This is a genomic window from Ruminococcus sp. 1001713B170207_170306_F1 (genome assembly GCF_015668065.1).
In the GTDB taxonomy this organism is placed as follows: domain Bacteria; phylum Bacillota; class Clostridia; order Lachnospirales; family Lachnospiraceae; genus Blautia_A; species Blautia_A faecis.
Genome location: NZ_JADPEX010000013.1, coordinates 1 through 23950 on the forward strand (window position 1 = coordinate 1; position 23950 = coordinate 23950).

Sequence of the window (23950 nt, forward strand, 5' to 3'; positions counted from 1 at the left end):
AGGTAAATGAGAAACAGGTTGTCTTCTGGAGTGAAAAATATGCCAAACGAGCAAAAGCAGAGCGTGAAGCTGCACTGGCAAAAGCCAGAGACCTGGCAAAAAATCCAGGGAATTATACAAGAGCCATATCTTATGGTGCTGCAAAATACGTCAAAAAAGTTGACTATGATAAAGAAACCGGAAAAATCCTTACCGCCTCTTCTGTTCTGGACATTGATGAAGAAAAAATCCGAGGGGAGGAAGCACTGGATGGTTACTATATGCTCTTAACCAGCGAAATGGAGACATCTGACGACGAGATTATCGATATGTACCGAGGTTTATGGAAAATTGAAGAATCTTTTAAAGTAACCAAAAGTGAACTGGAAGCCAGACCCGTGTATGTCTGGCCAAAAGAACATATCGAAGCACATTTCCTTACCTGTTTTGTAGCTTTGACAATCGCAAGAATACTGGAAAATAAACTGGAGAGAAAATACAGCATCGGAACCATTTTGGAATCTCTGTCAAAAGCCGAATGTAGTTTAATCCAGCAAAACTACTATCTATTTGATTATTACGATGAAGTTCTAAAAGATATCGGAAGAGTTACAGATATTGATTTTGGGAAACGTATCCGTACTCTGGGAGAAATAAAAAAAGTTTTAGCAAAGACCAAAAAGTAGAAAAAACGCCATGAAAATCTGACAAAGCCGAAAAACCGCCAAGCCCTGTATTTACTGGGTTTGACGGGTGTTTTATATCCATTTAGCTGCAAAAGTCAGGATATATGCCTGGTTGTCAAGGGGAAATATCTGTAGTTAGTCCCTACTATACCAAAAACAAGACTGTTCAAAGTTATTCAACAAAATGAATCCTTGTTTCATCAAAACGATTCTGCTGTTCTCGTATTTCTGCCGGATACCCCAGTGCAAACAGAGAAAATACTTCCAGATTTTTCGGAAGATTCAGTATTTCATGAACCAGGTTCATTCTGTCCTGCATCGGTGCAATCCCAATCCACACACCGCCAAGTCCCAGTGCATCCGTTTCCAGCCAGATATTTTCCTGGGCAATAGCCATATCAATCTGAGCCATATCCTGTACAACCAGACCTTTCGTGCGATACACCGGTACAATGACAACCGGGGCTTCTGCTGCACATCCGGAATATGGGGTTGCCTTTGACAATTCCTGTATTTTCTCTTTGTCTGTCACTACATAAAATTCCCATGGCTGCTGATTACATGCACTCAGTGCCTGCATTCCCGCCTTCAATATCTGTATGATTTTTTCTTTCTCTACTGCCTTATCCTCATATTTTCTGATACGCACCCTGTGAAAAACATTCTCCATATTATTTTGCTCCTTCTGTATACATTTTTGAACTTCTAGTTGTATCATACGATATATTTTTTATAAAAACAATCCAGAAATTTGTGCAGTTAATAGACGCTTTATGTTTCCGCGCAATTTTGCGTTGATACTTTCCTTCCAATAACGTATAATTCGGAGACAGCTGGAAAAGCAACCGGCTATTATATTATAAAAACATACGATTGGAGGGCATTGATATATGGAAGAAAACCAAACTCTAAACAGACCATAATAGAACTGCATTGTATAAAGATTTCCTTCGTAAAACGAAACTTCTTTATACAACGCAGCCTTTCCTTTAACTTTGAATCGTATGTAATTTTTCAAACAGGCTCCAACACTTTTATTTAACCGGAACCAGGAATTTCTTCAACAAAGCATAATCCTCTGCATCATAGTATACGATCTCATAGGATTCTATGTCCGGGTTGCTGAATACTCTGGTAAGCCCAATATACTGTGTCAGCTTGGAGGCAAGATTTAACACGTCTTTCACGTCTGTAATCAGTTCCACTCTTCCATGGCATTTCTCAAGTGCTCTGAAAAAGCCGTCAATGTTCTGTATTGATTTTACACGCATGGTTTTCACTCTTTTGAATTTCTTTTTTTCTTCGACATTAGAGCATGTTTACAAAGTACTTCACTGCTTCTTTTCATGCATCTTGTCAATGATATTATTTTAACACTATTTAAAATATTTTTTGCAATTCTATTTTTGTCATCATAGTTTCTATTTGGGAAACTATAATGATCTCACCCCTTCACAGCACCAACCGTAATTCCTTTTACCAGGAATTTCTGGAAAAACGGATATGCAATCAGAATTGGCAAAACTCCCAGAAATGCAATTGCCATACGCACTGATGTAGAAGGAATCTGTGCCATTACGCTGACACCAGACGCGGAAGTCTGTTTGATCATATCAATATTTCTCATAATCTTTGTTAACAATACCTGAATGCTGTAAAGGCTGTCGTCTGACAGATAATACAGACCATTCATCCAGTCATTCCAATATCCGAGACCAACCAGAAGTGCAACAGTTGCAATAATTGGTTTCGCCATAGGAAGTACACATTTCACAAGAATTGTCCCTTCACGCGCCCCATCGATTTTTGCAGCTTCGATAATTTCCATAGGGATACTGGATGTAAAATATGTTCTCATCATAATTACATTGTAAGCATTCAGTAAAAGATTGGGAATCAGCAATGCCCATATTGTGTTCTGAATATGGAAATTTCTTGTCCACATAATATAGGAGGGAATCAGACCACCATTAAACAGCATTGTGAAAAAGAGATAAAAAGCAAATATATTTCTGCCCGGAAGATCTTTTCTGGATAACGGATATGACATCAAAATTGTCATGATCAGATTAAGAACCGTTCCCACAACCGTAACACCAATAGAAACGCTGTATGCTTTTAACAGTGCACCAGTGCTGGAAAATAAATATTTGTATGCAGAAAGATCAAACTCTTTCGGCCAAAAAGTATAACCATATACTGACAGTGCCGATTCAGAACTGAATGACGCGGAAATCATCAAAAGAAACGGAGCCACACAGCATATTGTCAGCAATGCAAGAATTAAATTGGCAAAAAACTGGAATATTTTTTCGTTTTTATACATAGGTGCCTCCTTTTAAAACAACGCGCTTTCCGGATCGACTTTCTTTACGATCAGATTCGCTGTAATAACAAGTATAAATCCGACTACAGATTGATATACTCCTGCTGCTGCAGACATTCCAATGTTATTTGTCTGCATCAAACCACGATATACATAAGTATCAATTGTATTTGTCACATCAAGAAGTGTTCCGGAATTCATCGGAATCTGGTAAAACAGACCAAAGTCAGAATACATGATTCTTCCCACACTCATCAGTGTCAGAATTACAATCGTCGGTTTAATCGCAGGCAAAGTGATATGTAGGATCTGCTGCCATCTTCCTGCCCCGTCAACTCTTGCTGCTTCATAGTAAGTCTTATCAATTGCAATAATCATTGCATAGTACATAATACTGTTGTACCCGATATTTTTCCATAAATTAACGATTACCAGTATCACAGGCCAGTATTTCGGCTCATTGTACCAGGAAATTTTGTTCATTCCCAATTTTGCAAGAATCTGTGTATTAATATAGCCGTTTCCTTCACTGAGGAATGCAAATACCAGATAACTGACAATTACCATCGAAACCAGATACGGAATCAGAATACAGGTCTGATATATTTTTTTCGAAATCTTTGATCTTATTTCGCAAAGAAGGATTGCTACCGCAATTGCACACACAGTTCCTAAGACAATAAAAATAAGATTATAGCCAATTGTATTTCTCATAATGATCCATGCGTCTTTGCTGGCAAAAAGAAATTTGAAGTTTTTCAGTCCGATAAATGGGCTTCCATAAATTCCTTTCTGGAAATTATACTGACGAAATGCCAGTGACACGCCAGGCAGCGGCACATAATTATTAATAAAAATATATATGCAAGCCGGAAGCATCATCAGATACAAAGGCCAATAGCGTCTGATTTTTCTCATTTTACTTTTCATGAACAAACCTCCTCGTTTTTCTATTCAAACACATGCACTGCTAAGTGCATTTAAAAAGGACAGGACGAAACCGGCCTGTCCTTTTTATTCCCTTTACTTATTTCTGTTTTGCCAGATATTCATCCAGCTGTCTCTGTGCCTCTTCATGAATGGTTCTAAGACCAGCAGCTTCCAGTTCTTCAATGAATTCCGGAATTGCTTCTTCAGGATCTAATGCGCCCCACTGTAAAGGAGTTTCATACTTCTGCTTTACGTTATTACATGCAGTAATTTCGTTCATAATTGTAGAAGTATCCAGAACAAAACCAAGAGAAGTTGCACGTGCTGCACTATCATTGAACTCTTCAAGTTCCTGACGGACAGCTGGATCTTTTCCTTCGAATACTGGAAGAATATTTAAGTTCGGCCATGCCCACTCATATGTAGTATAAGTGTCTTTCACACCATCCGGAATCTTTACAACAGATCCTTCTTCTACCCATTCATAATTAACGCCTTCAATACCATATGCAGCCATTGTAGCTACTTCCTTATCGGAATAAAGCAGGTTCCACAATTCCATTGCTTTTTCCGGATATTCACAGCCTGCAGGAATACACCAGATACCTTTATTACGCTCTGTATCTTTAAGAGGCTCTACAAACTGGGCTGAAACAAATTCATGTCCATTGCCTTTTGAGAAATCTGCTTCTTTACCAGGAATCAGGTTTTCATAATCAGCAAATCCAACTGTGCTCATCGGACTGTTATCTGTGGAAGTAGCAGCATCTGGCATCAGAAGTCCTTCCTGGTTCCACTGGTACATATAATTACAGAAATCCTTCCATTCCTGTGTCTCATACTGGCTTGTGATAGTGGTATCACTTGGATCAAATCCATTTTCAAGTACAACTAGTCCATTATAAATATCATCAATGTGGAAGGTTTTCTGCATTCCGCCACCAACCCATGATGGAACAAGCGGATATAAATCCGGATAATTCTCTTTTACTTTTACAAGTACATCATGAAAATCGTCCATTCCTTTGATATCATCTGCATTGATTCCCAACTCATCCAGAATATCTTTTCTCATCATGACACCTGAAGCTCTTGCTTTGTCTCCATTGCTTGGAAGGAAATACATCTGGTCATCGAAATACAATGCTTTGGTATCTTCTTCTTTTACCATGGCAGCTGCGTCTGGTGCATATTCTGTATACAGATCATCCAGCGGAAGAAGCATTCCAGAGGATACCAGTCCGCTACGGTCAAGATTATGTGCACACACCAGGTCAAGTTTTTCGCCACTTGTCATTGCAAGATTCAGTTTTTCCGTATCAATTGTCTGATAGATTTCTACTTCTGCTCCAATTTTCTCTCTGGTGATTTCGCTAAGAGCCTCAGATACTTTTTCGCACTCTTCTGTTGAGCCTTCGCCAAACACCCAGATTTTAAGTTTTACAACATCATCATCTGCTTTTACTGCTACTGCCGGTGTAAATGCAGAGCATGTCATTAGTGCTGCAAGAACTGCTGCCATCATCTTTTTTCTTTTCATTTTTTCCTCTCTTCTGCACAGAAATAGATTTTATGTTCGCAGGCTTCCATGCATTGTCTGTGCTCATATGCTTTTGCCTCTTTCTGTTCTTTATTTTATCGCCCTGCCATATTTAAATCTATCAAAGAAGCATCCAGTATTGTTCTGTTTACGTTTACTTATTTTTTATTGATTATTTTTTGTTCTTTTTCCGCACATTTTTGTTCTTTTTCCGTTCTACGCGTTCCGTTCCGAGGATGGTGTCGTACCCATAACCTTTTTATAAACTTTACTGAAATGAGAAAAATTGTCATAACCAACTTTAGCTGCGATCAGACTGACAGGCAAAGATGTGGTAATCAACAGATTTTTTGCAGCCTTCATTTTGGTTAATGTAATATACTCCTTCAAAGGCATTCCTTTTTCTTTGTGAAACAGTCTCGAAATATAGTCCGGGCTTAGATAGACAGCTTTTGCAATCTGTGCACACTGTAAAGGAGAGTCCAGATTTTCACGGATATATTTTTCGATTATAGCCAGGCTGTTATCGGATGTTTCAGTTTCTGAACATGCCGAAACAAAAAAAGAAGTAATTTTTTTCAAATAAGCGGCAGCTGATTCCAGTGTAACAGCACTGCTGATTCCAGCCACATCTTCAAAAGCCGGTAAGGAATGTGCCGGAAGTTCCAGTTTCCGCGCGGCACTGTAAGCGCAGTGATAATAATTTTTGCAAAATTCAACCAGAGTATCGTGATTCAGTTTATTATTTATGTTTAAGGATTGAAGATACAACAATGCTTCCTGCTCTGCTTTGCCCGCCTGATTGCCAGAAAGATACATTTCGAATTGCGACAATAACTCCGGTTCACAGTATGTAATAGTTTGTGGAACACTTGCCGAATCAGAAAAAAAGATACCAGAACTTTGACAGATATTATTTTTCCTTTCTTCCTGCAAAGCGGCAGCTGTCCTGGACAACTCGCTTACCTGGAAAGAGGGACGTGTATAAAACGCGCAGGAACAGGAAAATTGCCTGGTAATTCTGGAATAGATCATATTTAACCGAGCATAATACACGTCTGCATCCATTAACTTATTTTCCAGGCTGTAAATAAGTATTCCAATAGACGTTTTATCTGGAAAATAAGACAATATCTGATGTTGAAACGGAGAGAAAAAATCTCTGAATATTTCTTCTGTACTTTGGCGCCATTCTTCAAAAGCTACTGGAAAGGAATGCCATTGTTGTATCTGAACCCACAAGAGATAAACGTCTGAACCAGCTGAAACCGGAATCTTCATTTCCTGAAGAAAGTGAAGCACCTGGTCAAGATCCGTTTCCTTTCCCATAAACCAGTCATTTAAAAGACCTTTCAACAAAGCATTTTTCTGGGGTAAAGCTGCTTTTCCAAAATTCAGCCAGGTCTGCTGCTGTTCTTTTTCCTGAATTCTTTTTATGCTCCGTTTAATAGCAGATTCAATGTCTTCATATCTTGCCGGCTGAAGAATATAATCAAAGCTTTCTAATTGAATTGCTTCCTGCGCATAGAAAAAATCAGCATGGGAAGTCAGAAAAATACATTCAAACTGGTAATGATTCTCCCTGCACCAGCGAAGAAGGGATAATCCACTTTCCTTTGGCATCTCAATATCTGTTAACAGAATATCAATAGGGTGGGAAAGAATAATTTCCCTGGCTTCGGATGCATTTAACGCCGTATAAACATTATGTACCAAAAGAGCACTCCAATTCAGACCTGATTTTAATGAAGAGAGTACACTTGGCTGATCATCTACTAATAAAATATTCATGATTCTATCTTCCTTTCCCGAAAAGGTATCAGAAGTTCCACACATCCCTGGTTTTCTATGTTATAAAATGCCAGAGTGCTTTGATTTTCGTAAATCATCTTCATGCGATAATATATGTTATAAATTCCTACATTGTAGTCTTTATACAAAAAATCATGTTCTTCCAGATGGTTCAGTGTATTCAGAGCCTCTAAAGGAAAACCTCCGCAATTGTCTGAAATTGTAATATTCAGATAATCCTGCTGCTCTATAGATACATGAGCAGTCTTCAATTGTATCTTAATATGAGATCGATCCTGACAATGCTTGATACTATTTTCTACAAAAGTAAGAATTGACAGAGGAGGAACCAAAACATCTGTTGTATCTGCCGAGATATCAATTCCAAGCTCCGGCCAACAAGAAAAATATAGCTGTTGCAATTTAATATAGCTGGATACAGAGTGAATTTCTTCTTCCAGACTGACCAGTTCAATGTTATTTCGAAAGATATAACGGAAATATTCTGAAAGAGCCAGAATGCTTTCCTGGATCTCGCCGTATTGTTTCTTTTCTGCCATGCCATACAGGCTTTTCAGACAGTTGAGATAAAAATGAGGACGGATCTGCAACTGAAGATACTGCAGCTGTGCCTGCTTTAAATCCAGTTTCTTTTCATATGCTTCCAGTTTTAAATCATTGATTTTAGTCAACATTTCATTAAAGGCCTGACCAAAGCGCTGCAGTTCCAGCAGATCATAATTGTCATTTACACGCAGCGATAAGTTTCCGTTTCCAACTTTTTGCATAGTTTCCATAAGCGTATTAATTGGATAAATCAATTTTCTGTACAGATACATTCCGATCAGGGATATTGAAAAAAGCAATGCGATCATACAAGAAATCAATACTTTCTGGAATAAATTCATATGTGACCAGATTCCCTTGTATGGAAAAATGCAGCAAAGCTGTAGATTATATTCTCCCACTGGTGAACTGATAAACTGATATGTTTTTTTATCAAGGGTTATTTTTCTGACAGGATTATCTTCATATGGAAATAGCAGTTTCCTGGTGACAAATTCTGAGGTATAAGGTGTTCCTTCCAAAGATGCATAAAAAAGATGCATATCCGAATCAGACATACCCGCGAACAATGAGAAATTATCCAGAGACGGATCCACCATAACAGCACAAATAGTAGTGTCATACCCGATCATCCGGATCAGTACCACCCGGTCTGAAAGCATAAATGGAATCCAGCGATTGCGTTCTTCTGACAGATGAATCGGCTGCATAAAGTAATCCTTGAGCAGTTTCTGGTCTTCATAGGAATAATGTTGCTGGAAGGAAGGATAATAACAATTATCACTTTTTTCTTTGCTGTACAGAAAAAATCCTCCAAGGCAGGAATCCTGCGTCAGAATCGGACGCAGGATCTGTAAGATTGTATAGGCATTCTGGTACTTTTCCAGTTGCGTGTTACTATAATGGAACGAATGAAAAGGAGAGCCGGGTACAACAAGATTATTAAGCTGAGTTTCCGATCGTTTCAAAACTTCTTCCATATGAGTTGTAACCTGCGACAGCTGGATTTCCGTATCTGACTGATCCGCATGAATCTGCCTGCTGATAGTATAGCAGGTCAGCACAAGAAGCAGGATAAGAGCCGGGATAGATACAGAAAGAAAAGAAATATTGAGAATCTGTTTAATTGTCTTCGGATTTTGTTTCATAATAATCTCCTCCTTTCCGGTTCCCACTTTTTCTTTCGTGAGGATTCCAAATTATGGGGTTACCTTGCTGGTCATATCCAGAAGATGGCTGACTGCATTCTCAAGCTCTCTGCGAGTCACACGCTTTTCCTGTACCCCCTTTAATATCTGGGCAATTACAGGAGGGCCTCCTGGCATGACAATATCGTTTCCAGCAGCAACAGCATCTGCTCCGTCTGTTACAATATCCATATCCCCCCAGTCGGTTACCACAGCTCCCTCAAATCCCCATTCTTCACGAAGAATATGGGTGCACAGATCTTTATTTGCTCCTGCAAAAATACCATTTATCTTATTAAAAGATGTCATAATACACGCAACCTTAGCATCACGAACCAGCATCTCAAAGGGCTTTAAATAAATTTCCCGGGCTGTGCGCTCTGTCAGGATCGAATCTACTGCATCATAATTTTTTCTGCTGCTTCCCCTGCGGAATGTTTCCTGCTCATTTACTGCAAAATGCTTCGGACATACCAGCACCGGATGATTCTCCTGTACACCCTTGGTTATCTCACAGGCACATATTCCAGTTAAATAAGGATCTTCTGAAAAATATTCAAAATTTCTTCCGCAAAGAGGATTCCTGTGTAAGTTTACAGCTGGTGCAAGCCATATATCCACTTGCTTTCTCTCGCATTCTTCCCCTATAGCATTTCCAAATTCATACCAGAGTTTTTTGTCAAATGCGCAGGCGATCAGCATTTCCGTTGGCCATGCTGTCTCTCCGATTCCAGCTGGTCCGTCTTTATAAAAAACAGACTTGATACCCTTTTCCTCAATCGCAGGAGAAACATATCCGGCATATCCAACCGGATGGCTGTTCGTGGTCAGAGGTGTCCCGTTTTCATCTAAAATTGTAGAAGGTTTACTCAGATCTCCTGCTGCTGCAAAAGGAATTCCAGGTCCGTATCCCACACAAAGGGCAGCCAGTTCTTCTATGGAAAATCCAGAAAAATTTCTTGTTTGCACTTTACAGTTATGTACTTCTGCTGCTTTTTTCTGTTGATTTCCTTTTTTAACTGTATCTACTCTCTCTGTTCTCTCTATTACGTCCGCTATTTTCGTCGTTCCATCAGGTTTTTTATCCTTTGTTAAAAATTTAAGCTTTCCACAGTTACAGGATGCTAACATCAGGCAATTCTCACATTGCTCCAGAACATAATCCTGTTCTGTTTGCATAAATTTTCCACAGACCGTATTTCTGGAAGAGTTTCCCACACGCAGTGCATACTCCCCTTTTTCCAGCACCCATGCGGCTCGCTCTTCTTCATATACCGCCAGTTCTTTCCATGGAATTGTAATGCTAAGCACTTCCTCTTCACCAGGAGCCAGCTGAGAGGTTTTTTCAAAACCTCCCAGAGCCTGCATCGGATGCTCACATCCTTCCTGATCCATTTTTGACCAATAGACCTGGGCTACTTCTTTTCCCGGCACAGCTCCTGTATTTTTCACACGGACAACAACTTTTATACCGTCTTTTTTCTTTTGGGTACCTGTTTCTGTAATTTCAAATGTCGTGTATGATAATCCGTATCCAAACGGGAATAACACATTTTTCTGAAAAGTATCAAAATACCGGTAACCTGCATAAATGTTCTCCCAGTAAACCGTTACAGGACTTTTCTCAAATCCCCTGCTGCCATTTTCCTCTGCGGATAATCCATAATCCTCATACGTCATGATCTGATCCGGATGTTCCTTATCCCATGAAAAATGTGCAGATGAAGGATAGTCGTTATAATCTTCTGCAATAGTCACTGTCATTTTTCCAGATGGGTTCACTTTTCCAGAAAGAATTCTGCCCAGGGCAACCGCACCTCTTTCCCCGGGAATTCCAAGAAACAATACACTTTTGATGCTGTCATACTTTTTCAGCCATGCCAGATCGATCAGACCATTTACATTTAATATAACCACAACTTTGGTAAACTGACTGCATACTATGTCTACCAGTTTTTCTTCTTCCCTTGTCAGGTAATAGTCTTCTGTCAAATGCCGGTCACATTCCTCACCACCGGAATTTCTTCCCAGAACGATCACTGCGGTATCTGTTTTTTCCGCTGCCTGTTGAAGCAGATACTCTGGCACTTCATATTCTTTAAGCGGAGCACGGTACTTTCCAAATATTTCATACATGATTCCACAGTTCATAGCCTCATTTACTTTCGTCCAGTCAAAAGTATCCTCTTCAGAAACCTTTTCCTCTTTCAGCTTATATGTGTAGAATCCCTTTAATAAAGCTTCCGGAATAATACTGTTTTTTTCACACTCGTCAAGAATCGTAGGACAGCCGGCAATATGAGCCCCACCTGAACCGTTTCCGGAATACAGCATTCCAATCTGTGCTCTTCCGAAGAATGCCACATCTTTCTGTCCGACAAATGGAAGAAGATTATCTTCGTTTTTTAGCAGTACCACAGATTCTTCTACTATTTTTTCTGCAACTTTTTTTTGATTCATTCTCTCTATTGCTCCTTACTGGTTACTGCTGTGAAATTTTCACTTCGACCTCATGCATCTTTCCATCTCTGAAATCTGGCAATACAGATTCCAGGCACGGCTTTCCATCTACAAAAAGACTTCCTTTTCCGTTCTCCACATGCTGTGGATTTTGAATCACAATGTGATAATCGGCTCCTCTGAAATGTCTTGTCATCTCTGCATTTTCCCATTCTGCCGGAAAACAAGGAACAATTTTTAAGCCTTCATAATCCCTCTTCACACCCATGATTCTTTCGTATATTCCCATCAGGCACCAGACAGATGTTCCTGTAGTCCAGGACTGATAAGACTTTCCGTAATATCCTGGATGTGTAGAGTAGCAATTGGTAAAGACATAAGGTTCAGCACCGGAACGTGAAGAAGGATTTTTCTCACTGTCAGGCATTATTTTCTTTAATGTCTGCAATGCTTTTGATGCTCTTCCCACCTTACAATCCATCAGAATCTTAAATCCTGTTGCGTGACAATAAACACCGCCATTTTCAAACAATCCGGGAAGCATTCCTGACATTCTTCCTACATGGGCATCGTAAATCTGGTAAGGCGGATCGTTCAATGGAAATCCAAAATCCCGCTCCATTTCATCAACGGACCGAAGCAGTTCTGGCAGCTTTTCATCATCTGCTACATCTGCCAACACAGCCCAGGTCTGGGCATTCAAATAGATTTTACTGCCTTTACTGTCCTTGGTACCTATATCTCCTTTTCTACTCAAAGCTCTAGCATACCAGTTTCCATTCCATGCCGCCTGATTGATACTGCATTTCATTTTTTTGTACTCTTCTTCCAGGAACTGTGCATATGTATGATCACCTGCATATTCCATCAGATTTTTCAGTTCCCGAAGTGCCAGACAGAACTGATGGGAAAGCATCACAGATTCTGCCTCTTCATCATCTGTAACATTCAGTGCGTCGTTCCAGTCTGCGAAAAATATTTTAACCAGACCGTTTTCACCTTTATCTGCAATCAGTCGGTCAACGGCTGCTTTCACATGCTCCAGCACTGTGGCTTCCCCACCATCCTGCCAGGCTGTCTTTTTTTCCAGCAATGCCAGATTACCAGTTTCTTTGATCAGTTCACATACTGCCCAGATGATCCAGAATGGCTGATCTGAGTAACGGGTATCATCATAAGGATACCAGGTCAGTACCGCATGCCCATCACGGAACTGATGTCTCAGACACTCTATAATCTCTTCTTCTGCTTTTTCCTGTCTGTAGTTCAAAAGTCCGACTGCGATCTGCAGATTATCCCGGACTCCTTTTTTCCCGACAATACAAAAATCAGCCTGCTTTTTCACCCAGTTATTCATAATATGGTTTATTTTTTCATCCGGTGTCTTAATTGACAGAGAACTGATTTTTTCATAATTGTATGCTGCTGCTTTTTCAAATTCCTGCTGTACTTTTTCCGGGTTTGATCCGTACTGTTCTACTACTTCAATCGCCTTTTCACATGACTGGCTGATTCCGAACAGCACATGAATTTCTTTTTTCTCACCTGGCTGTAACTGAATTTTATGCTGAAGCACTCCTCCAAGGATAAAAAGTGCAGCTTCTGAATTCGTGCAGTCTCTTCCCTGTACCACTACATCTGGCCGCTGAAATAACGCACATGCAGATGCATCCGGCATTGTTAAGGTCGATAACGAGCCACAAAATTTCGTCAAATCTCCATCATAAGCATATACTGGTTCCGTAGAAGCCAGAAATCCGTGATAATACTCATGTGGGGCAAACGGATGTGCGGAATCACAGTAAATTCCATTTAATTCTGACTGAAAACCAGTATTCATACAACGGTACATTTCGTAGTATCTTGGATAAGAAAATCCTTCCAGCGAAAAGCTGACAGCCGAAAACATACTGAGATTGCGTTCCTGTTCTCCCTTATTACAAAGCGTCACTGTCCACATTTCATAAAGTCCCTTTTGGGGAACAAAAATTCTCCAGGAACCTTCTATTCCATCTTTTTCTGATCGTATTTCTGAATAACTGATGTTGTGTGTACAGCTGTAATTTTCAACTTCCGCATTTAATGGTCCTTTTCCAATGTTCCAGCAGCTTCCACTTTCATCATCTCTTAAATATATATATCTGGCATCATTTTGATTAATCATGCACATATCTGCTTTTTCGCTGAGGAAATAGCTCCGGCCATGACCGGTCTGGGAAATCTGGGCGCAATAACGGTCTTCATTCCACAAATAATTATACCAGTGTCTTGGCGTTGCCGGATCTAGTATCTGACAGCTGTTTCCTTCATCCGTAAACTGATACAGATCAGTGTTTTCCAGCATTTCTACTGATGTCTTCATAGCAATTTCTCCTCGTATTTCTTATCTTTTTACAGTGAGATGATACTGAATTCCTGGAATCGTGCCATTTACCGCAAACTGTATCTCCCCATTTTCCTCTATTCCTTCAAGCTGTGCGATTACTTCTCCAACCGGACTTAGTACCTCAAGCTTGGCTTCTTTTGCCTGTACATAAATACAGCCTTCCAGTGTTTCTGCAAACAGCTTTCCTTTAAATTCTACAGCTGTAAATTCATATGGTATTCCGGGTATTTTCTGTCCAGGATAATATCCGGTTTCATCCATCCCGGTTTCTCCCATTGCAGTAAGAATATATTCCTGCGCCTGATCAAGATTGTTTTCTTCTTTTGCGATCAAAGCCAACGTGATCCGTTTGTTTTCTGCTTTTACCTTTACCATATCAGATAACGAAATCAATTCTTTCGGTGCTCCGCTGTAATATCCACAATAAGGAGTCTGAACCGCATAGCAGGCATTTTCCGGATCAAATATAATTTCCCCGGTCTCAGATATTAATTTTCCATCAACATAACCAGTTTCCTTTGGAATTACATTCCACTCCTTCATCGCCTGATCCATGATGCGTGCAAAATTTCTGTAATCTCCCTCTCCTGCAATCTTTGCAATATCATCAAACACAAGCGCCTGCTCCCCAAGATGAACGCCCTGCTCAATCAGCTTCGTTCCCTTAGCTGCTCTTTCCAGCCGGTTTTTATCTTCATATCTTCTTCCAATATCCCGGTATTTTGACCACGCATAATAAACACTGTGTTTTGCCTCAGATAATCTGGCTCCGTTTAAAAATCCTGCATTTACTGCAATATCTCCATTTCCCTGGTAGGTGTCACCAGAATCCAGAAATACGTTGCGCATTGCTGTTACATATGGAAAAAACATAGTCGGCATAGCATGAAACTCAGGCAGTGTTTTCAGATCGTTCTGGGTATACACTACATCGATGCAATGCTTTGCTTCAGCTACCAGACCTTTCAGAAACATCGACGCCATAAATCCCCACTGGCAGATCACAGCCGGATCATTATACACATCAAAGATATTCCGGATTTCATCTGCCGGCTGGTCATCCCAGTTCTCTGAGGTATGATGATTGTAAAGAATCAATCCATCCCAGTCATTCAGGCATGCATAGGCAACTGTCTGAACAAGTGCAGTGGAATGGAACATATGCTCACCATATTCGTTCCATTCGCTTAACATAAAAGGCTTTCCTTTTACGATTGCTACAGATGCCAGACTCAACAGGGTAGTTGCCATGGAACCAACGCCCCTCTGCCAGGTCAGAGGATTGGTGGATACATATTCTACCGGTCCATTTACCATATAAGTATTGTTCATATCAGGCAATAAAAGCGGATGATTGAAATAGCTGTTGTTTTCCATCAGATCTCCATCTGTATGTCCATACACATCAGCCGCCCCTGCGATCAGATTACTTGTAACGATCGGAACCTTAACTCCCAAAGAAATAAGATAATCCTTCATATCCCGGTAAAATTTCCGGTTCATATAAATACCAAACTCCATAAAATCTGCATATCTGGCCGGACTTTCTTCTGTATCCCAAGAACCATTAGGATCGTTAACCGGCTGATAAAAACCGCCTGCAATACCACGTACCGTTCCTGCTGCCGGATCTTCCTCTTCTCCTAGCGCACAGCAGCCTTCACAAGTCCATGCTTCTGCAAGTCTTTTTCTTGTATGATATTTCATTAACAGAAAATGGTTGAAACGAGACTGCACTTCATCCCTGTATGGCTTCATCTGCTCATCGGCATCAGCTCCCATGGCCCATTTGATTGCAGAATCCTCGTTGTTGATCTGAACTGTCACAACAGCCGGATCATCTGCAAGTGAGAGTCCTGTATAGGGATTTACATGACAAAGCAGCTCTTTTGCATATTCCTTCTGCAGCTCTATCATGCGCGCATTATAAATGGCATAACGTTTAATACAGGACGGTGCTCCCCCTGGATAATCCATTTCGTCACCTGGCTGAAATTCTCTTGCAACAATCAGGTCAACATGCAGATAAATTCCTTTTTCTTTTAATTTCGCAATAAAGTAATCAAAACGGTCCAGCCCTTCTGGATTGAATTTCCTGCTGTTTCCGTCTGCATAATCCAGAAGTGGGTTATTTACACAGCTGCTCCAGCTTCCAGGTTGCTCACCTACAGGCGCATCTGCTGCATGAAGACGAATCAGGTTTACTCCCATGCTTGCAAAACGCTCTGCCATTTTTTTCGCAGTTTCATGATCAGGCGTATTGGAACGTGCTGCCACATTAAAGCCAAGAAAACGGGCTCTTTTTCCATCTTCGAAATACAGATGTCCGTTTCTTGTCTCCACAAATCCGTGTTTTCCGGCAGGTGCGTCTAAAAGGTGAGAGTAATCCAGAATTCCCTTATTAGGTTCTGCTTTATGTATTCTTAAGTGTTGTCTCATGTTCTGTCTGCCTCCCTGTAAGCTTTTGCATAGAATCCCCTGTCTGTTCCTTCCAACCAGCCGTCTTCTGTAACCTTATACTCATCTTTCAAGCGAATATCCTGGGATGAACTTCCCACTTCCACAAGAAATGTTCCTTTTTCCACTTTCCACTGCATATTCATGTCCAAAAATGCCATCTGACTAGCCTTTACTTCGAATATAACTGTCTGCTTTTCTCCTGGCTCTAAAGTGATTCGCTTAAATCCTGCCAATTCTTTTACCGGTCTTGCCATACTTGCATAAAGATCTCTCAAATACAGCTGTACCACTTCATCGCCGACCCTGCTGCCCACGTTCTCTACATCCACTCTGATCTCAATTGTTTCAAAAGGGCCAATTTCCTTTTTGGAAAGTTTCAGGTCGGAATAGGAAAACTGTGTATAGGAAAGTCCGTGGCCGAAACAATATCTTGGTGTGTGTGGCAAATCCACATAATTGGCAAATCCGATGCTTCCAACCTGATCCCAGCAGGAATTGTACTGATGATTGTAATAAACAGGAATCTGTCCTGCATGATAAGCAGTTGTAACAGGCATTTTACCTCCTGGGTTATATTCTCCAAGCAATACGCTTACAACAGCCTCTGCTCCGGTTTCTGCCGGGCTCCATGCCTCCAGGATTCCATCCAGATACTTATCCGCAATATCACTTGAGATCGGTCTTCCGTCAAAATGTACTCCGACCATTGGCTTGCCAAATGCAGCTGCACGTTTTATAAATTCGTCCTGTCCTTTTGGCAGATTAATATTGCTTCCATCTACACCTTCTCCCATAGAAGACATGGAGCAGGTTCCGTGTTTGCCTCCTAATGTAAGGATTACCAGATCTGCCTCTTTTATCTTTTCCAAGGCTTCCTCAAAATGGGATTCATCTTCTCCTGCAATATAATAACCATAAGAATAGCTTACCTCTACATCTGGCAGCTTTTCCCGCAGTTCTTCTAAAAGGCTTCTGCAATCCGGCTTCTGCCTTCTCAGGATCTGATCAAACTCCTCTGTTTCATCTGACTGGATATTCGTTCCTGGAACTGTTTTGATTTCCTCTGGTTTTGCAACTTTTACCCCACTGACTCCTGCAATGGAATTCGCTATGGCATAAGTGGATTCCATCATGCACATATGGGTATATCCACCAAAAAACTTTCTTGCACAGTCTGCATGAGGACCGATTACTGCTATTTTTTTTACGTCGGAGCCAATTGGCAATACTCCGTTATTCTTCAGAAGGACCAGCGATTCTTTCGCGGACTGCAGGGATACTTCTCTGTCTGTCTTCTGGGAAAATACACCTTTTAACTCCTCTCCCTGCAAAGAAAACGGATGTTCAAATAAGCCCATACGGAACTTTGCAGTCAGCACACGCAATACAGCCCGGTTAAGTGCACTGATATCGGCTTTTCCAGTCCGGAACTTTTCCAGAAACTTCTCTCCAAATCCACTTGGATTCGGAAGTTCCATATCCATTCCGGCTTTCAGGCAAAGCAGTCCGGCATCTTCCAGCGTCTCTCCAACATGCTGGGAGCCATGGGTATTACCAACTGCACCATAGTCACTGATGCAAAGTCCCTGAAATCCCATTTCATCTCTAAGAAGCTTTGTCAGAAGTCCATAAGATGCAGATACCGGTTCCCCATTCACAGTGCAGTAACAAGGCATGATTCCCAGAAGGTCAGACTCCTGGATTGCAGCCTGAAATGGTTTTCCATAAATTTCTTCCAGAAGTCTTGGCGGTGTATCACTGACAGCTCCGTGGATTCCTCCATTGGAATTATGGAAAGCCAGAAAATGTTTGGCAACACTTTCTGTTTTTCTTCCTGCTGTTTCCTTTTTCTGTATTCCTTTTGTATATGCAGCTCCCATTGCAGAAGCAAGGGCCGGATCTTCCCCATAGGTTTCTCCCTGGCGTCCCATACGGGAATCTCTGGAGATATCCAGAACAGGCGCTAATATGTGGGTAATTCCGCAGGCAGCTTCCTGCCGGCTTACAATTTCTGCGATCTTTTCTTCCACTTCCGGATCAAATCCGGCACCACGTCCGATACCTGCCGGAAAGCTGGTGGAATCCTGAATAAATGGGCCGCATAAGCCTTCCATGTGAAAAATTGCAGGAATGTGATGTTCACTGTTTTCCATTACAATTTCCTGGACTTTTTTCTGCCACGCCGCAACTTCTTCCAATGTCTCCATCCGCCGCATTTCCAATGTGCTTACTTCTCCAATACCATGCGGTACTCTTTTTGAAATTCCGTCAAAATCTTTATATTCTTCGTCAAAAGGAAAAACACCGGTCAGCTGTGCTGCTTTTTCTTCCAGACTCATTTCTTCCAGCAGTGCCTTAGCTCTTTTCTCAGGTGCCAGTGATGCGTTTAAGTATTCTTTACTCATGCTTGTTCTCCATTATCACATATTCATATTTACCGTAGTCTGCTTCATGACAGCTGCCATCTGGCAGTAAAATTTTTGCATGGGCATTCGCCGGGATTTCTACTTTTATTCTGCAGTTTTCTCCCTCATACTCCCAGGAAGATTTAATTTTTCCAAATGGTGAATCGTAAGATGCTTTCACATATCCAATCTGCCTGTCAGGATAGGGCTGAATCCTGATTTTTCCTTTTTCCACCCGTATTCCGGCAACACGATCCATCAGCCAGCCGGCAAAAGTTCCGAAAGAATAGTGATTCATGGAATCTTTCGGTTCTCTTCCTGCTTCCATACCTTTCCAGTTTTCCCAGACTGTAGTTGCATCATACTTCAGCTGATACAGCCACCCCGGATATGTGTCCTGAAGCATAAGCTTCCATGCCGTATCTCCATGACCATAATCAGTCAGCACATGAAGCAGTTCATATGTGCTTAAAAATCCGGTATTCAGATGAAATCCGTTTTTCACGACCATTTCATTCAGCTCATCACAGGCAATCTTTTTTTCTTCCTCTGAAAGCATGTCAAACATGATCGCGTGAACATAATCGCACTGTCTTTTCTGCTTCATATGTCCATTTTCCATACAAACTTCCCGGTAGGCCAGTTTGGTAAACTTTCTCATTTCACTATAGAATTCTGCTTCTTTCTGGTATCCAAGAGCTTTTGCCATTTCTGAGGCGATATAGCAGCCGTAAGATAAATGTGAAGTGCAGACTTCCGGTGCACCATGTTCATAAATATCTCTCAGGTAAGTTCCACCTGGATCTTCTGTGTTTATAAATCCGTTCCAGTCCGGTTCGATCCATTCTCCCCAATGCCAGCCTGTATCCAGCAGATAAGAACTATACTTTTCGTTTTTCCCTTTTTTTCTTCCAGGATTGTCCTTTTTTGCACGTTCCAGGCAATAAGACAACCAGTTCTTTACTTTTTCATAATTTTCAGCAAGTATTTCCGGATTATTGTAACGAAGATACATTCTCCATGGAATCAGATCTATGGCATCACTCCATCCAGCCGCACCGTCAAACAAATGTCCCTGTGCGGCTGGAGCTGTCTGGCTGATACAACCACCTTCCAGTTGTACTTTCCTTAATTCACTTAAAAATTTCCGATATACCGGATAGCATTCCATCAGGTACATTCCTGTGTTTACAAATACCTGGGCATCGCCTGTGAAGCCGGTTCTCTCCCTTGTAGGACAATCAGTAGGAATTTCAAGGAAATTCCCTTTCATGCTCCACACTGCATTTGAAAACAGCTGATTGATTCCCGGATGTCCACATTCAAATTTTCCTGTCTGTGGCATATCTGAATAAACAGCAATTGCGGTAAAATTCTTTTCTGTCACTTTTACATCTGTTATAGCCTTAATATAGCGGAAACCAAATATGGATTTTTCCGGCTTATACTCATTCCAGCCTTCTTTACAAATGTATTTTACACATTGCTCTACCCGGTGCTCTGGTGCCTGGAAATTTTCCTGCGTAAAATTGCCATTCTGATCCAGACACTCTCCATGATAAAGCGTAATGCACTGTCCTGCCTGTGCATAAAATCCAAACTTCACGTAACCAGCTATGTTCTGACCAAAATCAATAACAACCTCTCCATTAGGTGTATGAATCTGCTTGCCTGTAAAGTTTTCTTTTTCAACTACATCAAAGCTATTGGAACAAACCAGGTTTTCATAGCCGAATTGTTTTTCTGTTACCGGATGCCATTCACAGATGTTTTCTTTTCTTGCATCATAACACTCGCCCTGCATCAGATCATTTAACCCAAGCGGTCCCTCCTGGGATGCACTCCAGCTTTTATCACTTATCAGAACTGTTTTTCTATCAATTTCCAGCTGACACAGAATTGCCAGATCTGTCCCAAAGCTATTTCGTACTCCACCGTATCCAGTATCGCCTCGCCACCAGCCATCTCCAACTGTAACAAGAATTTCATTTTTTCCGACGTTTAAAAGCCCACTCACATCGTATGTCTGATATTGAAGTCTGGCATTATACTGACTTGTACCAGGGGCAAGAATAAAATCACCGGCTTTTTTCCCATTTATATACGCATTATAAATACCATGGGCAGTTATATAGAGTCTGGCATTTCCGGAATTCTCTACCAGAAATTCTTTTTTCAGATAACTGGCAGGCTGTCTTTCCTCTGGTTCATGAAAAAGTTCCGGATCAATCCATTCTGCCACCCAGTCTTTTTCATCCAGAAGTCCTATTTCAAAGTTGCTTTTTTCGCTCCATTCTCCACAGATATCCTTTTCATCCCATAAACGGACTTTCCAGGTCACCTGACTGCGGCTTTTTAATTTCCCTTGATATTTATGATCCATTACAGAAGATCTGACTTTTCCAGTGTCATATATCTCCTTACCATCCACACTGGCTTTTACCTGATAGGCCGTCTGTGTCTTTGCTTCTTGTACTTTCCATAACAATTTTGGTGAAACAATATCTATAGTTGGATTACCTGTTAAGTATTCAATTTTCAAATCCGTTGCTTTTATCATTATGACTCCTCAGTGTAGGTATTGCTTTTTGCTATGATCCGTAAAATTCTTTCTGCACATCCACGTAATTCTTCCAGTGTAATCGGATATTTTACAGTTCCCTCTTCTGCATCAACAGATGCAAGTATTTCCTCTACGTCCTCTTTGCTTCCCGGCATAAGCAGGTCATTTCCTGCCTTGATGCAGGCTGCCGCGTTGGAAGGTCCATATAAAGGCATTCTGCCTTCCAGATCCGGTTTGGGCTCTGCGGTAGTACCCCAGTCAGTCATAATCAGCCCTTCAAAGCCCCACTCCTGACGTGCAGCTTTTGTTAAAAGATCTACCGAATTCGCAGTATGAATTCCATTCAACATATTGTAAGATGACATCAAGGCCAACGGCTGTGCTTTTCTGATTGCGATTTCAAATCCTTTCAAGTAAATTTCACGCAGAGTGCGTTCTGTCACATGACTATTATTGTATGCCCTGTTATCTTCCAGATTGTTACATGCGAAATGTTTAATTGTAGTACCAGCTCCAGGGTGAGACTGAACGCCTTGGGTCTCAGCAGCTGCACAAATACCGGAAATAAGCGGATCTTCAGAATAATATTCAAAGTTTCTTCCACACAAAGGATTTCTCTGGATATTCATTCCCGGTGCCAGCCAAAGCATGATTCCAAATTCTTTCATTTCGGAACCGACAATATCTCCTGCTTCGTAAAGAGCCTCTTTATCCCAGGTCTGTGCCAGCAAAGTTGCTGTAGGAATTCCAGTGCAATACTGATAATAAGTAACTTCCTTCTCTTTCAAAGGCCGATTATCCTGTTTCATAAAAATATCCATAAAATCATTTCCAAGGGCTGGTTTCTGCCAAGTCACATTCTGACCGTCAGCCACTGTAAAGATTGGTGACAAACGCAAACCAGCAGGTCCATCAGCCAGAATAATATTGTGTATATTTCTGCTTTTAATAAGACTTGAAGTCGTTTCTCCTGCAGCTCCGGGGCAGGCTCTGCTTGCCGCCCCTATTGTTGAAGTTTCTTCTTCACCGCCTCTTGCTGTTCCAACACATAATGCTGTCAGTTCTTCTTTTGTTAACTGCTGTACCAGATCGTGCAGACTGCATTTTCCAGAGAGAACATCTTCCATTCTGTAGATTTGAGATGTTTGAATTTCTGTTTTCTTGTCAGGAACCTGTTCTGATTTTTTTATTTGTCTTTCCAGACAATTGTCATTTTTCTTTTTTGTCGGAAAACTTTCTACAAACAAATCTGGAGCATTCTTGATTTCTGTTTCTTCTTCCGGATATGAATAAAACAGCGCTTTATCCCCATGGATGCATTCCATTTCACAATCCAGCGGCAATATTTTTTCCAGTTTCTGATAGATACACTCTTTTTCCAGATGAATAACTCCGGCCACCTTTGTTGCTCTGGAATGTTCTCCTACACGGAGAATATAGCTGCCCTTCTCCCAGATCCACGCTGCCTGTTTCTCATCATAGGAAGCCATCCGGCTTACCGGGAAGGAAATCGTCATGTTCTCACTCTCACCTGGCTGTAAGCATTTGGTTTTTGCATAAGCAGCCAGTTCCTGATAAGGTTTTTCCAGCCGTCCATCCGGTTCTGATATATAAATCTGCACTACTTCCCGTCCAGAGTATTCTTTTCCTGTATTCGTAACCTGTACATTTAATACGATTTCAGAATTTTTTAGCAAAATATCCTTTGTTTCAACAGAAAATGTAGTATAAGATTTTCCATATCCAAATGAATATGCCGGAACTTTTCCAAAAGAATCAAACCAACGGTACCCCACATAAATTCCTTCTGTATAATATTCATCGTCCCGGTTTCCATTCCTATATCCAAATGTATCTGCATTGGGATAATCTTCATATTCTTTTGCCCAGGTCGCAGCCAGATGTCCACAGGGACTTACTTTTCCACTCAAAACATCTGCAAGTGCATCTCCACCTGAGCTGCCAGCCTGTCCCATCAGAACAACAGCTGAAATATTGGACAGCTCATGAAAAAAGGAAGTATCAATCACGCCACCAATGTTCAGTACAACAATAACGTGACTGTAATTGCTGCACAGAGTAGTCAAAAACTCTTTCTCTTCCTGATGCAGCTGATAGTCACCAGGCTCATTTCTTCTGTCTGCACCTTCACCGGAATTTCTTGCAAGTACATAAATTGCAATATCCTGGTCTGCCTTGGAAAAATCATTTTCTTCTGTAGGAATCGTCAAAGGGTTCCGATGGGCAAACATCGCCCAGAATGCCAGTTCCGGAGAATCGGCATATTTTTGCTGCATTTTTTCCTTATAAGCTTCTTTCTTCTGCACTGCCGCAGCATCGTATCTGTCCAGCCACGCTTTCGTGGTAATGACAGCACCCGCGTGCTCCAGCCCCTGTTCTACAGAACTGACTTCTCTTGCATTTACTTCTCCTGAGCCAGTTCCACCTGAAACAGTATGTCTGGCACCATTTCCAAACAAAGCGATTTTTGCTCCTTTTAACTTGAGCGGCAGAATACCGTTATTCTCCAGCAAAACCATTCCTTCTGCTGCAATCAGGCGACTTCTGTTTCTGTTTTCGATTTCGCGTCGGCTTACATCCGGCGAAACTGCTGCGTAAATTTTTTTCATGCCCAACACTCCAGATTCTAATTGTAAATTATGGATTTAT

Annotated in this window: 13 protein-coding genes and 1 pseudogene; 1 reads left to right on the forward strand and 13 read right to left on the reverse strand. The window is 41.1% G+C overall.

From position 1 onward, the window contains the following. Positions 1–665: pseudogene (locus I4V84_RS09250) on the forward strand (transposase); the annotation flags it as partial. 172 nt (positions 666–837) lie between these two features. Here the strand turns inward: I4V84_RS09250 and I4V84_RS09255 are convergent. The 13 genes from I4V84_RS09255 to I4V84_RS09315 all read right to left on the reverse strand — a co-directional run bounded on the left by I4V84_RS09255 (position 838) and on the right by I4V84_RS09315 (position 23910). Beyond that, complete coding sequence (locus I4V84_RS09255; protein WP_117854227.1) at positions 838–1335, reverse strand: nitroreductase family protein; 498 nt, start codon at positions 1333–1335, stop codon at positions 838–840. Positions 1336–1699: 364 nt separating this feature from the next. Continuing rightward, a complete protein-coding gene (locus tag I4V84_RS09260; RefSeq protein ID WP_195991745.1) occupies positions 1700–1936 on the reverse strand; it encodes a polya polymerase in 237 nt (78 codons plus the stop codon). 173 nt (positions 1937–2109) lie between these two features. Continuing rightward, the gene (locus tag I4V84_RS09265) at positions 2110–2991 is read right to left on the reverse strand and encodes a carbohydrate ABC transporter permease (RefSeq protein ID WP_117854229.1); all 882 of its coding nucleotides are present in this window, start codon (positions 2989–2991) and stop codon (positions 2110–2112) included. A gap of 12 nt (positions 2992–3003) precedes the next feature. Continuing rightward, positions 3004–3921, reverse strand: coding sequence for an ABC transporter permease subunit (locus I4V84_RS09270; protein ID WP_118582788.1), 918 nt, complete (start codon positions 3919–3921; stop codon positions 3004–3006). A gap of 97 nt (positions 3922–4018) precedes the next feature. Continuing rightward, positions 4019–5461, reverse strand: a complete 1443-nt coding sequence (locus tag I4V84_RS09275) for an ABC transporter substrate-binding protein (RefSeq protein ID WP_117854231.1) — start codon at positions 5459–5461, stop codon at positions 4019–4021. A gap of 216 nt (positions 5462–5677) precedes the next feature. Beyond that, the gene (locus tag I4V84_RS09280) at positions 5678–7252 is read right to left on the reverse strand and encodes a helix-turn-helix domain-containing protein (RefSeq protein WP_173767633.1); all 1575 of its coding nucleotides are present in this window, start codon (positions 7250–7252) and stop codon (positions 5678–5680) included. Beyond that, positions 7249–8967: a histidine kinase gene (locus tag I4V84_RS09285; protein WP_195991747.1), complete on the reverse strand. Its 1719-nt coding sequence runs from the start codon at positions 8965–8967 to the stop codon at positions 7249–7251. The genes I4V84_RS09280 and I4V84_RS09285 overlap by 4 nt, the downstream gene beginning before the upstream one ends. A gap of 51 nt (positions 8968–9018) precedes the next feature. Further along, entirely contained in the window at positions 9019–11466 is a 2448-nt protein-coding gene (locus I4V84_RS09290; RefSeq protein ID WP_117854234.1) for a glycoside hydrolase family 3 protein, read from the reverse strand. A gap of 22 nt (positions 11467–11488) precedes the next feature. Then, the gene (locus tag I4V84_RS09295; protein WP_195991749.1) at positions 11489–13828 is read right to left on the reverse strand and encodes a cellobiose phosphorylase; all 2340 of its coding nucleotides are present in this window, start codon (positions 13826–13828) and stop codon (positions 11489–11491) included. A gap of 21 nt (positions 13829–13849) precedes the next feature. Next, positions 13850–16291, reverse strand: a complete 2442-nt coding sequence (locus I4V84_RS09300) for a hypothetical protein (protein ID WP_195991751.1) — start codon at positions 16289–16291, stop codon at positions 13850–13852. After that, on the reverse strand, positions 16288–18717 hold the full coding sequence (locus I4V84_RS09305) for a glycoside hydrolase family 3 N-terminal domain-containing protein (protein WP_195991753.1): 2430 nt from the start codon (positions 18715–18717) through the stop codon (positions 16288–16290). The genes I4V84_RS09300 and I4V84_RS09305 overlap by 4 nt, the downstream gene beginning before the upstream one ends. Further along, complete coding sequence (locus I4V84_RS09310) at positions 18710–21277, reverse strand: family 78 glycoside hydrolase catalytic domain (RefSeq protein ID WP_195991755.1); 2568 nt, start codon at positions 21275–21277, stop codon at positions 18710–18712. Before I4V84_RS09310 ends, I4V84_RS09305 begins: the two co-directional genes overlap by 8 nt. After that, complete coding sequence (locus I4V84_RS09315; RefSeq protein ID WP_195991757.1) at positions 21277–23910, reverse strand: glycoside hydrolase family 3 protein; 2634 nt, start codon at positions 23908–23910, stop codon at positions 21277–21279. The genes I4V84_RS09310 and I4V84_RS09315 overlap by 1 nt, the downstream gene beginning before the upstream one ends. Positions 23911–23950 lie beyond the last annotated feature (40 nt).

Bases quoted from the DNA above. Each gene is read 5' to 3' on its own strand.
- I4V84_RS09255 (WP_117854227.1), bottom strand. From the start codon at position 1,335: ATGGAGAATGTTTTTCACAGGGTGCGTATCAGAAAATATGAGGATAAG.
- I4V84_RS09260 (WP_195991745.1), bottom strand. From the start codon at position 1,936: ATGCGTGTAAAATCAATACAGAACATTGACGGCTTTTTCAGAGCACTT.
- I4V84_RS09265 (WP_117854229.1), bottom strand. From the start codon at position 2,991: ATGTATAAAAACGAAAAAATATTCCAGTTTTTTGCCAATTTAATTCTT.
- I4V84_RS09270 (WP_118582788.1), bottom strand. From the start codon at position 3,921: ATGAAAAGTAAAATGAGAAAAATCAGACGCTATTGGCCTTTGTATCTG.
- I4V84_RS09275 (WP_117854231.1), bottom strand. From the start codon at position 5,461: ATGAAAAGAAAAAAGATGATGGCAGCAGTTCTTGCAGCACTAATGACA.
- I4V84_RS09280 (WP_173767633.1), bottom strand. From the start codon at position 7,252: ATGAATATTTTATTAGTAGATGATCAGCCAAGTGTACTCTCTTCATTA.
- I4V84_RS09285 (WP_195991747.1), bottom strand. From the start codon at position 8,967: ATGAAACAAAATCCGAAGACAATTAAACAGATTCTCAATATTTCTTTT.
- I4V84_RS09290 (WP_117854234.1), bottom strand. From the start codon at position 11,466: ATGAATCAAAAAAAAGTTGCAGAAAAAATAGTAGAAGAATCTGTGGTA.
- I4V84_RS09295 (WP_195991749.1), bottom strand. From the start codon at position 13,828: ATGAAGACATCAGTAGAAATGCTGGAAAACACTGATCTGTATCAGTTT.
- I4V84_RS09300 (WP_195991751.1), bottom strand. From the start codon at position 16,291: ATGAGACAACACTTAAGAATACATAAAGCAGAACCTAATAAGGGAATT.
- I4V84_RS09305 (WP_195991753.1), bottom strand. From the start codon at position 18,717: ATGAGTAAAGAATACTTAAACGCATCACTGGCACCTGAGAAAAGAGCT.
- I4V84_RS09310 (WP_195991755.1), bottom strand. From the start codon at position 21,277: ATGATAAAAGCAACGGATTTGAAAATTGAATACTTAACAGGTAATCCA.
- I4V84_RS09315 (WP_195991757.1), bottom strand. From the start codon at position 23,910: ATGAAAAAAATTTACGCAGCAGTTTCGCCGGATGTAAGCCGACGCGAA.